Annotated in this window: 11 protein-coding genes and 1 tRNA gene; all 12 read right to left on the bottom strand. The window is 61.7% G+C overall.

Annotated elements, in window-relative coordinates; all coding sequences use genetic code 11:
* Window positions 1-29: 29 nt before the first annotated feature.
* Complete coding sequence (gene fusA, locus ZRA01_RS18005; protein ID WP_141354750.1) at window positions 30-2,126, bottom strand: elongation factor G; 2,097 nt, start codon at window positions 2,124-2,126, stop codon at window positions 30-32.
* A gap of 112 nt (window positions 2,127-2,238) precedes the next feature.
* The gene (gene rpsG, locus ZRA01_RS18000; RefSeq protein ID WP_141354749.1) at window positions 2,239-2,709 is read right to left on the bottom strand and encodes a 30S ribosomal protein S7; all 471 of its coding nucleotides are present in this window, start codon (window positions 2,707-2,709) and stop codon (window positions 2,239-2,241) included.
* A gap of 33 nt (window positions 2,710-2,742) precedes the next feature.
* Window positions 2,743-3,120, bottom strand: a complete 378-nt coding sequence (rpsL, locus tag ZRA01_RS17995) for a 30S ribosomal protein S12 (protein ID WP_079432645.1) — start codon at window positions 3,118-3,120, stop codon at window positions 2,743-2,745.
* Between the two features lie 130 nt (window positions 3,121-3,250).
* The gene (rpoC, locus tag ZRA01_RS17990; RefSeq protein WP_141354748.1) at window positions 3,251-7,462 is read right to left on the bottom strand and encodes a DNA-directed RNA polymerase subunit beta'; all 4,212 of its coding nucleotides are present in this window, start codon (window positions 7,460-7,462) and stop codon (window positions 3,251-3,253) included.
* A gap of 45 nt (window positions 7,463-7,507) precedes the next feature.
* Window positions 7,508-11,638, bottom strand: a complete 4,131-nt coding sequence (gene rpoB / locus ZRA01_RS17985; protein WP_141354747.1) for a DNA-directed RNA polymerase subunit beta — start codon at window positions 11,636-11,638, stop codon at window positions 7,508-7,510.
* Between the two features lie 201 nt (window positions 11,639-11,839).
* Window positions 11,840-12,214 carry a 50S ribosomal protein L7/L12 gene (gene rplL / locus ZRA01_RS17980; protein WP_141354746.1) on the bottom strand — a complete coding sequence of 125 codons (375 nt, stop codon included), beginning with the start codon at window positions 12,212-12,214 and terminating at the stop codon, window positions 11,840-11,842.
* Between the two features lie 50 nt (window positions 12,215-12,264).
* Window positions 12,265-12,765, bottom strand: coding sequence for a 50S ribosomal protein L10 (gene rplJ, locus ZRA01_RS17975; RefSeq protein WP_141354745.1), 501 nt, complete (start codon window positions 12,763-12,765; stop codon window positions 12,265-12,267).
* Between the two features lie 225 nt (window positions 12,766-12,990).
* Entirely contained in the window at window positions 12,991-13,692 is a 702-nt protein-coding gene (gene rplA, locus ZRA01_RS17970) for a 50S ribosomal protein L1 (protein WP_141354744.1), read from the bottom strand.
* Window positions 13,693-13,694: 2 nt separating this feature from the next.
* A complete protein-coding gene (gene rplK / locus ZRA01_RS17965) occupies window positions 13,695-14,126 on the bottom strand; it encodes a 50S ribosomal protein L11 (RefSeq protein ID WP_141354743.1) in 432 nt (143 codons plus the stop codon).
* 100 nt (window positions 14,127-14,226) lie between these two features.
* Entirely contained in the window at window positions 14,227-14,760 is a 534-nt protein-coding gene (nusG, locus tag ZRA01_RS17960; RefSeq protein ID WP_141354742.1) for a transcription termination/antitermination protein NusG, read from the bottom strand.
* Complete coding sequence (gene secE, locus ZRA01_RS17955; RefSeq protein ID WP_141354741.1) at window positions 14,757-15,110, bottom strand: preprotein translocase subunit SecE; 354 nt, start codon at window positions 15,108-15,110, stop codon at window positions 14,757-14,759. The genes nusG and secE overlap by 4 nt, the downstream gene beginning before the upstream one ends.
* A gap of 25 nt (window positions 15,111-15,135) precedes the next feature.
* Window positions 15,136-15,211 (bottom strand) — tRNA-Trp (locus tag ZRA01_RS17950).
* Between the last annotated feature and the right edge of the window lie 59 nt (window positions 15,212-15,270).

The following is a 15,270-nucleotide window of genomic DNA, read 5'->3' as shown; positions in this document are numbered from 1 at the left end:
TTGCTTGTTCCTTTTACAGTTTCGATTGATTACTTGCGATTGTTGATCACTGCCTCAGCGACACTCTTGGGCGCTTCGGAGTAGTGCTTGAATTCCATCGAGTAGGTGGCACGACCCTGGGTCAGCGAACGCAGCTGGGTAGCGTAACCGAACATCTCGGCCAGCGGAACCTCGGCGCGAACTTCCTTCATGCCGCCAGGGATGTCATCCATGCCCTGAACGATACCGCGACGGGAGGACAGGTCGCCCATCACGTTACCCATGTAATCCTCGGGAGTCTCCACGACAACCGCCATCATCGGCTCGAGCAGAACCGGGCTGGCCTTACGCATTGCGTCCTTGAACGCCATGGAAGCCGCCATCTTGAAGGCGTTTTCGTTGGAGTCGACGTCGTGATAGGAGCCGTCGAACAGCGTGACCTTGACATCGACCACCGGGAAACCGGCGAGAACGCCGTTCGGCAGGGTTTCCTGCAGGCCCTTGTCGACCGCCGGGATGTATTCGCGGGGAACAACACCGCCCTTGATGGCATCGACGAACTCGTAGCCCTTGCCGGTTTCGTTCGGCTCGAGCTTGATCCAGACGTGACCAAACTGGCCGCGACCGCCGGACTGCTTGACGAACTTGCCTTCCTGCTCGACAGCCTTGCGGATGGCTTCGCGGTAGGCAACCTGAGGAGCGCCGACGCTGGCTTCGACGTTGAACTCACGCTTCATACGATCGACGATGATCTCGAGGTGCAGCTCGCCCATACCGGAGATGATGGTCTGGCCGGACTCTTCGTCGGTGCGCACACGGAAGGACGGATCTTCTGCCGCCAGACGGCCCAGCGCAATACCCATCTTCTCCTGGTCAGCCTTGGTCTTCGGCTCGACGGCGACGTGAATCACCGGCTCCGGGAAGATCATGCGCTCGAGGATGATCGGTGCATCGGGGTCGCACAGGGTCTCACCGGTGGTGACTTCCTTGAGGCCCACGCAGGCGGCGATGTCGCCAGCCAGAACTTCCTTGATCTCCTCACGCTCGTTGGCGTGCATCTGGAGAATACGACCGATGCGCTCTTTCTTGTCCTTGACGGAGTTGAGCACGGTGGCGCCGGAGTTCAGAACACCGGAGTACACGCGAACGAAAGTCAGCTGACCAACGAACGGGTCGGTCATCAGCTTGAACGCGAGAGCCGAGAACTTCTCGGAATCAGAAGCATGACGCTCCACCGGCTTGCCATCGTCATCCTCACCCTGAACCGGGGGAATATCCACCGGGGAGGGCAGGAACTCGATGACGGCGTCGAGCATGCGCTGGACGCCCTTGTTCTTGAACGCGGTACCACACAGCATCGGCTGGATTTCGCAACCAATGGTGCGGGTGCGCAGACCGAGCTTGATTTTCTCTTCGGAGAGATCGCCGTTCTCGAGGTACTCGTTCATGAGTTCCTCAGAAGCCTCGGCTGCAGCTTCAACCATCTGCTCGCGCCAGCTCTGGGCATCATCAAGAAGCTCAGCCGGGATGTCGACGTAGTTGAACTTCATGCCCTGGGAAGCTTCATCCCACAGAATGGCCTTCATCTTGATCAGATCGACAACACCGGTGAAGGTATCTTCAGCACCGATGGGAATCACGACCGGAACCGGGTTTGCCTTCAGACGAGTCTTCATCTGCTCGACAACCTTGAAGAAGTTGGCGCCGGAGCGGTCCATCTTGTTCACGAAGGCAAGGCGCGGAACCTTGTACTTGGTAGCTTGACGCCACACGGTTTCGGACTGGGGCTGAACACCGCCGACCGCGCAATACACCATGCAGGCACCATCCAGAACACGCATGGAGCGCTCCACCTCGATGGTGAAGTCCACGTGGCCCGGGGTGTCGATGATGTTGAAGCGATGCTCGGGGAAGTTCATTTCCATGCCCTTCCAGAAGCAGGTGGTCGCAGCCGAGGTAATCGTGATACCCCGCTCCTGCTCCTGCTCCATCCAGTCCATGGTGGCGGCGCCATCGTGAACCTCACCGATCTTATGGTTCACACCCGTGTAAAAAAGGATGCGTTCCGTCGTGGTGGTTTTGCCGGCGTCAATGTGAGCCGAGATACCGATATTACGGTAGCGCTCGATCGGGGTCTTCCGTGCCACAGTGCTAACCTTGCCTTCCTGAGTTTGCGGAGCTGCAAGAACGAGCCCCGTGCTGATGCTTACAAATAAGTCGAGCCCCTTTCAGGGCCCGACTAGGTTTTCGCCTGAGAGATCAGAAGCGATAGTGCGAGAACGCCTTGTTGGCCTCAGCCATGCGGTGCACTTCTTCGCGCTTCTTCATGGCGGCGCCGCGGCCTTCAGCGGCCTCGAGCAGCTCACCAGCCAGACGCTGAGCCATCGACTTCTCGGAGCGCTTGCGAGCGGCTTCGCGCAGCCAACGCATGGAGAGAGCCATACGGCGCGCCGGGCGAACCTCGACGGGGACCTGGTAGTTGGCACCACCAACGCGGCGGCTCTTCACTTCCACAACCGGGCGCACGTTGGAGAGCGCGGCCGAGAAGACTTCGAGGGGATCCTTGCCGCCCTTGGAGACGATAGCCTCGAAGGCGCCATAAACGATGCGCTCAGCAACGGCCTTCTTGCCGCTCTGCATGATCGCATTGATGAACTTGGAAACATCCTGGCTGCCGAATTTCGGATCAGGCAGAACTTCACGCTTGGGTACGTCACGACGACGGGGCATGCTTTACTCTCGCTATTCTTTGGTTGCCGACAATTAGGACTTCTTCGGGCGCTTGGCGCCGTACTTGGAGCGGGACTGCTTACGGTCCTTGACGCCCTGAAGGTCGAGGCTGCCGCGAACAATGTGGTAACGCACACCCGGCAAGTCCTTCACACGGCCGCCGCGAATCAGCACAACCGAGTGCTCCTGCAGGTTGTGACCCTCACCGCCGATGTACGAAATGACCTCGAAACCGTTGGTCAGACGAACCTTCGCAACTTTACGCAGCGCGGAGTTCGGCTTCTTCGGAGTCGTGGTGTAAACACGGGTGCAAACGCCCCGCTTTTGCGGGCATGCCTCGAGCGCGGGAACCTTGCTCTTGGAAACGGGCGCCTGCCGGCCCTTACGAACGAGTTGATTAATTGTTGGCATAGCTAAGAATTTCCCAAAACACCGAGGCAGCCCGACAGGACCGCCTCGGATGGTTATTCCGGCTGCGACTGACTACGATTGGCCAGTCCGCAAAAAGAGGCCGGAGTATATCTTCCTCGTCAAGTCTTCGTCAACCGGGCTGATGCGCGTTTTCGGTTTCCGAAGCCTCCGCCTGCGGCGCCCAGGCATGCCCTTCACCGAGATCCTCGCCAATCGTCTGCGACTTGCGGTTGCGGTGGTAGGCCAGACCGGTACCCGCCGGAATCAGGCGACCGACGATCACGTTTTCCTTCAGGCCACGGAGTTCGTCGCGCTTGCCGAGAATTGCAGCCTCGGTCAGCACTCGGGTCGTTTCCTGGAAGGATGCGGCCGAGATGAAGGAGTCGGTGGACAGGGATGCCTTGGTGATACCCAACAACAGGAAATTGTAGTTGGCGGGCAGCTTGCCCTCGGCGGTGACCTTGTCGTTCTCGTCCAGCACTTCGGCGCGCTCGACCTGCTCTTCGCGGATGAAGCCGGTATCGCCCGGATCGGTGATGACCACGCGACGCAGCATCTGGCGAACGATCACCTCGATGTGTTTATCGTTGATCTTCACGCCCTGCAGACGATACACATCCTGCACTTCGTCGATGATGTAACGGGCCAGGGCCTCAACACCCTGCAGACGCAGGATGTCGTGGGGATCGGCCGGGCCATCGACGATCAGCTCGCCCTTGTTCACGACTTGACCGTCGTGAACCATGACGTGCTTGTCCTTCGGGATCAGGAACTCGTGGACGGTGCCATCGGGTTCCGTGATCACCAGACGCTGCTTGCCCTTGGTGTCCTTGCCGAAGGAGACGGTACCCGTCACCTCGGCCAGCACGCCGGCGTCCTTCGGTGCGCGAGCTTCGAAGAGCTCGGCCACACGCGGCAGACCGCCGGTAATGTCGCGGGTCTTCGCGGACTCTTGCGGGATGCGTGCAAGCACGTCACCCACGGAGACCTGCTGGCCATCCTTCACGGTGATCAGCGAGCCGACCTGGAAGGTGATGGACACAGCGTGCTCGGTGCCGGCGATGCGGACTTCCTCGCCAGACTCGGTCAGCAGCTTGACCTGCGGACGCACGCCCTTGGAGGTGGAGGCGCCGCGACGCTTGGCGTCGATCACCACGAGGGTGGACAGGCCCGTCACTTCGTCGATCTGCTTCGCGACGGTGACACCCTCCTCCACGTTCTCGAACCTCACGATACCGGCGTATTCGGTGATGATCGGACGGGTGTGCGGATCCCAGGTGGCGAGCTGGGTGCCTGCCTTGATCTGCAAGGCCTCGTCCACCGCCAGGGTTGCACCGTAGGGGATCTTGTGACGCTCGCGCTCACGGCCCATTTCGTCAGCGACGATGACCTCGGCGGAACGGGAAATGACGATCTTCTCGCCCTTGGCGTTGGCCACGTAACGCATGTTCTGCGTGAAGCGGATGACACCGGCCGACTTGGCCTCGACAGAACTCGCCGCAGCCGCCCGGGACGCAGCACCACCCACGTGGAAGGTACGCATAGTGAGCTGGGTACCCGGCTCGCCGATCGACTGGGCGGCGATAACGCCGACTGCCTCACCAGCATTCACCAGCGAGCCACGACCGAGGTCACGGCCATAGCATTTGGCACACAGGCCGTAGCGGGTTTCGCAGGACAGCGGAGTGCGCACGCGCACTTCGTCCAGGCCGACGTTCTCGATGAGGTCGACGGCGTCCTCGTCGAGCATGGTGCCAGCTTCGATAAGGGTTGCCTGGGTGTCGGGATGCACCAGATCGTCGGTGGTGACACGGCCAAGGATACGGTCGCGCAGCGGCTCGACGACTTCACCGCCCTCGATCAGCGCCTTCATCAGGAAGCCGCTCTTGGTGCCGCAGTCGTCCTCGATGACCACCAGATCCTGGGTCACGTCGACGAGACGGCGGGTGAGGTAGCCGGAGTTCGCGGTCTTCAGTGCCGTATCCGCCAGACCCTTGCGGGCGCCGTGGGTCGAGATGAAGTACTGCAGAACGTTGAGGCCTTCACGGAAGTTCGTGGTAATCGGCGTCTCGATGATCGAGCCGTCCGGCTTGGCCATCAGGCCACGCATGCCGGCGAGCTGACGAATCTGCGCCGCAGAACCCCGCGCACCGGAGTCGGCCATCATGTAGATGGAGTTGAAGGACTCCTGCTTGACGGTGTCGCCGTGGCGGTTGACCACGTCTTCCTGACCCAGCTGGTCCATCATCGCCTTGGCGACCTGGTCACCGGCGCGGCCCCAGATGTCGACGACCTTGTTGTAGCGCTCACCGTCGGTCACCAGACCGGAGGTGTATTGCTGGGCGATCTCCTTGACCTCCTGCTCGGCGGCGTGGATCAGCGGGTGCTTTGCAGCCGGCACCAGCATGTCCTTCACGGCGATCGAGATACCGGCGCGGGTCGCCAGGCCGAAGCCCGACTGCATCAGCTTGTCGGCGAAGATCACCGTCGCCTTCAGACCGCAGCGGCGGTAGGAGGCGTTGATAAGCTTGGAGATTTCCTTTTTCTTCAGCGGCTTCTGCAGCACGCTGAAAGGCAGCCCAGCGGGCAGGATCTCGGACAGGATCGCGCGGCCGACGGTGGTCTCGTGACGGGTGATCTTCTCGATCGACTCACCTTCGGGGCCGAGGTCCCATTCCTTCAGACGCACGATGACCTTGGCGTGCAGGGCCACCTGACCGGATTCGTAAGCGCGCTTGACCTCGCCCACGTCGGCGAAGGCCATGCCTTCGCCCTTGGCGTTCACGCCCTCACGGGTCGCGTAGTACAGGCCCAGCACGATATCCTGGGACGGCACGATGATCGGCTCGCCGTTGGCGGGGGACAGCACGTTGTTGGAGGCCAGCATCAGCGTGCGGGCTTCCATCTGCGCCTCAAGGGACAGCGGGACGTGGACGGCCATCTGGTCGCCGTCGAAGTCGGCGTTGAAGGCCACGCAGACCAGCGGATGCAGCTGGATCGCCTTGCCTTCGATCAGGACCGGCTCGAAGGCCTGGATACCCAGGCGGTGCAGCGTCGGCGCACGGTTCAGCATGACCGGATGCTCGCGGATCACCTCTTCGAGGATGTCCCACACCACCGGCTCCTGGCCTTCCACCATCTTCTTGGCCTGCTTGATGGTGGTCGCGAGACCCATCAGCTCAAGCTTGTTGAAGATGAAGGGCTTGAACAGCTCGAGCGCCATCAGCTTGGGCAGACCGCACTGGTGCAACTTGAGCTGCGGACCCACGGTGATCACCGAACGGCCGGAGTAGTCGACCCGCTTACCCAGCAGGTTCTGACGGAAACGGCCGCCCTTACCCTTGATCATGTCGGCCAGCGACTTGAGCGGACGCTTGTTGGCGCCGGTCATGGCCTTGCCGCGACGACCGTTGTCGAGCAGGGAGTCGACGGACTCCTGGAGCATCCGCTTCTCGTTGCGAACGATGATCTCGGGTGCCTTCAGCTCGAGCAGACGCTTCAGACGGTTGTTCCGGTTGATCACGCGACGGTAGAGATCGTTCAGGTCGGAGGTGGCGAAACGGCCACCATCCAGCGGAACGAGCGGGCGCAGGTCCGGCGGCAGCACCGGCAGCACTTCGAGAATCATCCAGTCCGGCTTGATGCCGGAGGACTGGAAGGCCTCGAGCACCTTCAGGCGCTTGGAGATCTTCTTGATCTTGGCTTCGGAGCCGGTGGTCTCGAGCTCAGAGCGCAGCTTCTCGATCTCGTGGGGCAGGTCGAGGGAGCGCAGCATCTCGCGGATGCCTTCGGCGCCCATCAGCGCGACGAAGTCGTCACCGTATTCCTCAACCTTGGCCAGGTAGTCGTCTTCCGACAGGATCTGGGCACGGTTGAGCGGGGTCATGCCGGGATCGGTGACCACGTAGGCTTCGAAGTACAGCACGCGCTCAATGTCGCGCAGGGTCATGTCGAGCACCATGCCGAGGCGGCTCGGCAGGCTCTTCAGGAACCAGATGTGGGCAACCACCGAGGCCAGCTCGATGTGCGCCATGCGCTCGCGACGGACCTTCGAGAGAGTCACTTCGACGCCGCATTTTTCGCAGATGACGCCGCGGTGCTTGAGGCGCTTGTACTTGCCGCACAGGCACTCGTAGTCCTTCACCGGCCCGAAAATCTTCGCACAGAAGAGGCCATCGCGTTCCGGCTTGAAGGTCCGGTAGTTGATGGTCTCGGGCTTCTTCACTTCGCCATACGACCACGAGCGGATCGTCTCGGGGGACGCCAGGCTAATGGTGATGGCGTCGAACTCTTCCTCGTTCGGCAGGCTTTGCTTGAACAGATCAGCGAGCAAACTTTTCATCAATCACTCCATCCAGGGTGGGCACTAGTCGATCGAACCGGGCGCTCAGTAGCGGTCCAGGTCGATGTCGATGGCCAGAGAGCGAATTTCCTTGACCAGCACGTTGAAGGATTCCGGCATGCCGGCGTCGATCTTGTGCTCGCCCTTGACGATGTTTTCGTACACCTTGGTCCGGCCGGTAACGTCGTCCGACTTGACCGTGAGCATTTCCTGCAGCGTGTACGCGGCACCGTAGGCTTCCAGCGCCCACACTTCCATTTCCCCGAAACGCTGGCCACCAAACTGCGCCTTACCGCCCAGCGGCTGCTGGGTGACGAGGGAGTACGGGCCGGTGGAACGGGCGTGCATCTTGTCGTCGACCAGGTGGTGCAGCTTCAAGACGTGCTTGTAGCCCACGGTGACCTGACGCTCGAAAAGCTCGCCGGTGCGGCCGTCGTACAGGGACACCTGACCGCCGGACGGGAGGCCCGCCAGCTCGAGCATGCCCTGGATCTCGGATTCCTTGGCGCCGTCGAACACCGGCGTCGCGAAGGGCACGCCCTTGCGCAGGTTGTGGGCCAGTTCCATGACTTCGCCGTCGGAGAACTCATTGAGTTGCTCGGGCTTGCCACTACCGTTATAGATCTCTTCGAGGAAACCGCGCAATTCATCCGCGCTGGCCTTCGCCCGAACCATCTTGTCAATCTTGTTGCCGAGGCCCTTGGCGGCCCAGCCAAGGTGGGTTTCGAGCACCTGACCGATGTTCATCCGCGACGGAACGCCCAGCGGGTTGAGCACGATGTCCATCGGCGTGCCGTCTTCCATGTAGGGCATGTCCTCGACCGGGACGATCTTGGAGACCACACCCTTGTTACCGTGACGGCCGGCCATCTTGTCGCCGGGCTGCAGGCGACGCTTGACGGCCAGGTAGACCTTGACCATCTTCTGGACACCCGGGGGCAGCTCGTCGCCCTGGGTGAGCTTCTTCTTCTTGGCTTCGAAGGCCAGGTCGAAGTCCTTGCGGGTCTTCTCGAGGGCTTCGCGGACGGCTTCCATCTGGGCGGCGATCGCTTCGTCGGCCATGCGGATGTCGAACCAGCCGTAGTGCTCGACGCCTTCCAGGTATTCCTTGCTGATGGTCGTACCCTTGGCCAGACGCTTCGGGCCGCCGTTGGCGGGCTGACCGACGATCATCCGCTCGATACGCTCGAAGGCGTCACGCTCGACGATACGCATCTGGTCGGCCAGGTCGGTCTTGAAGCCACGCAGCATGTCGTCGATGATCGACTGGGCACGCTTGTCGCGCTCGATACCTTCGCGGGTGAACACCTGCACGTCGATGACGATGCCATTCATGCCGGACGGCACGCGCAGCGAGGTGTCCTTCACGTCGGAAGCCTTCTCGCCAAAGATCGCGCGGAGCAGCTTCTCTTCGGGGGTCAGCTGGGTCTCGCCCTTCGGCGTGACCTTGCCCACCAGCACGTCGCCGGCTTCGACCTCGGCACCGATGTACACGATGCCGGATTCGTCGAGGCGCGACAGCTGGGCTTCGCCGAGCGAAGCGATGTCGCGGGTGATTTCCTCGGGGCCGAGCTTGGTGTCCCGGGCCACGACGGTGAGCTCCTCGATGTGGATCGAGGTGAAGCGGTCGTCGCCGACCACGCGCTCGGAGATCAGGATCGAGTCTTCGAAGTTGTAGCCGTTCCAGGTCATGTAGGCGACCAACATGTTCTGGCCGAGGGCCAGCTCACCCATGTCGGTGGAGGCGCCGTCAGCGATCACGTCGCCCCGGGCCACCACGTCGCCGACCTTAACGACCGGACGCTGGTTGATGTTGGTGTTCTGGTTGGAGCGCGTGTACTTGATCAGGTTGTAGATGTCGACGCCAACTTCACCGGCAACGGTTTCGTTGTCGTGCACCCGGATCACGATCCGGTTGGCATCCACATAGTCGACCACGCCGCCGCGCAGCGCCTGCTCGGCGGTGCCCGAGTCGACCGCCACGGTGCGCTCGATGCCGGTACCGACGAAGGGCTTCTCGGGACGCAGACACGGAACGGCCTGACGCTGCATGTTGGCGCCCATCAGCGCGCGGTTCGCGTCGTCGTGCTCGAGGAAGGGGATCAGCGAGGCGGCGACCGACACGATCTGGCCCGGCGCGATGTCCATGTACTGCACGGTATCCGGCGTGGCCAGGGTGAACTCACCCCGGTTGCGGCAGGACACGAGGTCACCGATCAGCTTGCCGGTTTCATCGACTTCGGCGTTCGCCTGGGCGATGACGTACTGGCCTTCCTCGATCGCCGACAGGAAGTCGATCTGCTCGGTCACGGAGCCGTCGGTCACCTTGCGGTACGGGGTCTCGAGGAAACCGTACTGGTTGGTGCGCGCAAACAGCGCCAGCGAGTTGATCAGACCGATGTTCGGGCCTTCCGGCGTCTCGATCGGGCACACGCGGCCGTAGTGGGTCGGGTGCACGTCACGGACTTCAAAGCCGGCACGCTCGCGGGTCAGACCGCCCGGGCCAAGGGCCGACACGCGGCGCTTGTGGGTGATCTCGGCCAGCGGGTTGGTCTGGTCCATGAACTGGGACAGCTGGCTGGAACCGAAGAACTCCTTGATCGCGGCGCTGATCGGCTTGGCGTTGATCAGATCGTGGGGCATAAGGTTGTCGCTCTCGGCCTGGCCGAGACGCTCCTTGACCGCCCGCTCGACACGCACCAGACCGGCGCGGAACTGGTTCTCGGCCAGCTCGCCGACGGAACGCACGCGGCGGTTGCCGAGGTGGTCGATGTCGTCGATCTCGCCGCGGCCATTGCGCAGCTCGACCAGCACGCCGACAACGGCCAGGATGTCCTCATTGGACAGCGTACCCTCGCCCTCGCCGCCCTTCGGGCCGACGCGCTCGTAGAAACGGCGCTGCCATTCCGGCGCCTTGTCGTCCAGCTTCTCGGGGTAGGCGCGGCGGTTGAACTTCATCCGGCCGACGACCGACAGGTCGTAGCGTTCGGGCAGGTAGAACAAGCCCTGGAAGAGTGCCTCGACGGCGTCTTCCGTGGGCGGCTCGCCCGGACGCATCATGCGGTAGATCGCCACGCGGGCGGCCCACTGGTCGGTGGTCTCGTCGCTGCGCAGGGTTTGCGAGATGTGGGAGCCGCGGTCGAGGTCGTTGAGGTACAGCGTGCTGAACTCGGTGACGCCGGCGTCACGCAGCTTGTCGAGGAGATCTTCGGTGATCTCGTCGTTGGCGCGCGCAACCAGTTCGCCGTCCGGGCTGACCACATTGGTGGCGAGCACCCGGCCGAGCAGGAATTCGTCACCGACGGACACCGTGTCGATGCCGGCGGTAGCGAGTTCGCGGATGTGCTTGGCGGTGATCCGCTTGTCCTTGGTCACGATGACCTTGCCGGACAGATCGATCACGTCGAACTTGGCCATCTCGCCGCGCAGGCGATCGGGAATCAGCGTGAAGTTGGCGCCGTCGTCGAGCAGGCTGAACTTCTCGAAATCGTGGAAGGTCGCGAGGATCTCTTCCGGGGTCATGCCGATCGCCTTCAGCAGGATGGTCACCGGCATCTTGCGGCGACGGTCCACGCGGAAGTAGAGGTAGTCCTTCGGATCGAACTCGAAGTCGAGCCAGGAACCACGGTAGGGGATGATCCGCGCCGAGAACAACAGCTTGCCGGAGGAGTGGGTCTTGCCGCGGTCGTGCTCGAAGAACACGCCCGGCGAGCGGTGGAGCTGGGACACGATGACCCGCTCGGTACCGTTGACGACGAAGGAGCCGTTGTTGGTCATGAGCGGAATCTCGCCCATGTACACTTCCTGCTCCTTGACTTCCTTGATGGTCTCTTTGGCCGCTTCCTTGTCGAGGATGACAAGGCGGACCCGGGCACGCAGGGGCGACGCGAAGGTCAGGCCACGCTGCTGACACTCCTTCACGTCGAAGGCCGGCTCACCGAGGTTAAACTGCACGAACTCCAGCCGCGCGTTGCCGCTGTGGCTGGAGATCGGGAAGATGGAATTGAAGGCAGCCTGAAGGCCCTGGTTGGCCCGCGCTGAAGGCAGAGTATCTGCCTGCAGGAAGGACGCGTAGGATTCAAGCTGAGTGGCCAGCAGATAAGGCACATTCTGTACAGCTGCGCGCTGGGCGAAGCTTTTACGGATGCGCTTTTTCTCGGTGTAGGAGTACGCCATAGATGCTCCGGGTCTGAGAAGTCGGACGTCAGAAGACAAAAGACAGCATTTCGGACACTTGATTCAACGCTAGTCGCGCTTTAATCTGCATCGAACGCTCTATTTTGCCGACTGGGCCTCGGGTTACTACGTGCTGCGGAAAACAGAAAGCACAAAAGGGCCGATGCCATGATGGCATCAGCCCCCTGTACGAAATCAAAATTACTTGATTTCGACCTTCGCGCCTGCGTCTTCGAGTTGCTTCTTCAGCGCTTCGGCGTCGGCCTTGGGGATGGCTTCCTTGACGGGCTTCGGAGCGCCATCGACCAGGTCCTTGGCTTCCTTCAGGCCCAGGCCGGTAACGGCGCGGACGACCTTGATGACTTCAACCTTCTTGTCGCCGGCGGCCAGCAGCACGACGTTGAATTCGGTCTGCTCTTCAACAGCGGCGGCGGCGGCGCCGGCGCCCGGGGCGGCCACAGCCATGGAAGCGGCGGACACGCCAAACTTCTCTTCGAACGCCTTAACCAGGTCGTTCAGGTCCATAACGGTCATCGCGCCAACGGCTTCGAGGATGTCTTCTTTGGTGATTGCCATCTCAAATTACTCCAATTCTAATTTCGTATGAGTTGCCGGGGATCGACCAATCAGGCCGCGGCTTCTTCTTCACGTTTCTTCGCAAGCGCAGCCAGCAGAACGGCAAAGCCGGACACCGGTGCCTGCATGACGCCCAGCAGTCTGGCGAGCAGTTCTTCGCGGCTCGGGATCGAGGCCAGGGCTTGCACGCCAGCCTTGTCGAGAACCTTGCCTGCGTAGGAACCTGCCTTCAGGACCAGCTTGTCGTTGGTCTTCGCGAAATCCGCGAGAACCTTGGCAGCGGCCACCGGGTCGGCAGAGATGCTGTAAATCAGCGGGCCGGTCAGTTGATCTGCCAGGCCGGCAAAGGGCGTATCCGCCACAGCGCGGCGAGCCAGGGTGTTCTTCAGCACACGAAGGTAAACGCCAGATTCGCGGGCCTTGGCACGCAGCACAGTGAGGTTGCCCACCGCGATACCTGCATACTCGGCCACGACGATCGTCTGGGCGGTTGCCACTTGCGCCGACACCTCAGCCACTACGGCTTTTTTGTCGTCGAGATTCAGACTCAAGGTCTTTCCTCCTATCAAGTCAACACGCGATGAAAGCTTCATCGCACCTACGGCGACCTGGATCAGGAGCTTTGCACCGCACGGATGCGCGGTACGGAAATCCTGTTCTGGGGCACCGTCTACGCAGGCTTTCGGTGATTAAGCTCAAGGCAAAATGCCCTGAGCGCCTGCGGTCTTTGACGATCCGGTCGGCGAGCTTGCGCCCGTCGACCGGCCCAAAGTTCTTTATGCCTGGCCGCTGAGGCTGGCGGGTTCCACGCGGACACCGGCGCCCATGGTGGACGACACGGCAACCTTGCGCAGATACACACCCTTGGAAGCGGCGGGCTTGGCCTTGACCAGCGCGTCAACCAGGGCCGCAACGTTCTGTTGCAGCGCTTCGACGGAGAACGAGGCACGACCCACGGTGGCGTGGATCAGGCCGGCCTTGTCGGTACGGTACTGAACCTGACCGGCCTTGGCGTTCTTGACAGCGGTGGTGACGTCCATGGTCACGGTGCCGACCTTCGGGTTCGGCATCAGACCACGGGGGCCGAGGATCTGGCCCAGCGCACCGACGACGCGCATGGCGTCCGGGGTGGCGATGCACAGATCGAAATCGATGGTGCCACCCTTGACCTGCTCGGCCAGATCGTCAAAGCCGACGACATCGGCGCCGGCGGCGCGGGCAGCTTCAGCCTTGTCGCCCTGGGCGAACACGGCCACACGAACGCTCTTGCCGGTACCAGCCGGCAGCACCACGGAGCCACGGACCAGCTGGTCGGACTTCTTGGCGTCGACGCCGAGGTTGACGGCGATATCGACCGACTCGTCAAACTTGGCAGTGGCACTCTCCTTGACCAGCGCCAGCGCTTCGGTCAGGGGGTAGTTCTTGTTGCGGTCAACCTTGGCACGCAGGGCCTGAACGCGCTTGGAAAGCTTTGCCATGATTACAGACCCTCGACGGTGATGCCCATGCTGCGCGCGGAGCCAGCGATGGTACGGATGGCGGCTTCGACGTCCGCAGCGGTGAGATCCTTGACCTTGACCTTGGCGATTTCTTCGCACTGGGCCTTGGTGATGGAGCCTACCTTGTCGGTATGGGGCTTCGGAGAACCCTTCTGAATGCCGGCAGCCTTCTTGATCAGGATCGTCGCCGGGGGCGACTTCATCACGAAGGTGAAGCTCTTGTCCGCGAAGGCGGTGATCACGACCGGGATCGGCAGACCCGGCTCGAGACCCTGGGTCTGGGCGTTGAACTCCTTGCAGAACTGCATGATGTTCAGGCCGCGCTGACCAAGAGCGGGACCAATCGGGGGGCTGGGGTTGGCTTTGCCTGCAGGAACCTGCAGCTTGATGTAGCCAATAATCTTCTTTGCCATTAGGCAACTCCTTGATGAGTGTTAGCGCATGGCGGGCTTCGCCACGCTCCTCTTGCCCTCGCGGGCGCAAAACGGGGCGCTGTGAAGCGCCCCACGGCGATCAGGTCTTCTCGACCTGACCGAAATCCAGTTCAACCGGCGTCGCACGACCAAAGATGGTCACCGACACGCGGATCTTGCTCTTTTCGTAGTTCACGTCTTCGACGGAACCATTGAAATCGGTGAACGGGCCTTCCTTGACACGAACCATCTCACCGACCTCGAACAGCACCTTGGGACGCGGCTTGTCGACGCCATCCTTCATCTGCTGCATGATCTTGTCGACTTCCTTTTCGGAGATCGGCGTCGGCTTGTTGGCGGTGCCGCCCACGAAACCGGTGACCTTCGGGGTCGACTTGATCAGGTGCCAGGTGTCGTCGTTCATTTCCATTTCCACCAGTACATAGCCGGGGAAAAACTTGCGCTCGGAAATGCTCTTCTGGCCGTTGCGCATTTCGACGACCTCTTCGACGGGCACGAGGATCTGGCCGAAGAAATCCTGCATTCCATCGCGCGCAATGCGCTCGACGAGCGCGCGCTGAACCGACTTTTCGAAGCCGGAATAGGCGTGAACCACGTACCAACGCTTGCTCATGATTTTTTCCAACCCAGAATCAGATCGTAAAGCGCCCATTCGAGGGTCTTGTCGGTGACCCACAGAAAGACCGCCATGATCACCACGAAGGCGAAAACGATGCCGGTTGTCTGAAAGGTTTCCTTGCGGGACGGCCAGACGACCTTCTTGGTCTCGGCGACCGTTTCTTTTGCGAAGACAGCAAACCGCTGCCCCGGCTCGGTCTTCCACGCTACGGCAGCACACAGGCCGACGCCCGCGATCACAGAAAGGACGCGCAGCACCATTGCCTGCTCAGCGAGCAGATAGAAGCCCACAACGCCGGCCACCAGTAGAACCAGTGCCAGCGCGAACTTGATTTTGTCGGCCATTGAAACTTGCGTCCGATTGAAACTATGGCAGGGGCAGAGGGAATCGAACCCCCAACCTTCGGTTTTGGAGACCGACGCTCTGCCAGTTGAGCTATACCCCTGCAGCAGAGACTACAGTCTGCCCCGCGGGGAGCGGGGCATCCTGAGCACGACTATCGAC

Source organism: Zoogloea ramigera (assembly GCF_006539865.1).
GTDB lineage: Bacteria > Pseudomonadota > Gammaproteobacteria > Burkholderiales > Rhodocyclaceae > Zoogloea > Zoogloea ramigera.
Note: the sequence above shows the minus strand (reverse complement) of the source record. Positions and strands in the feature narration are given on the sequence as shown.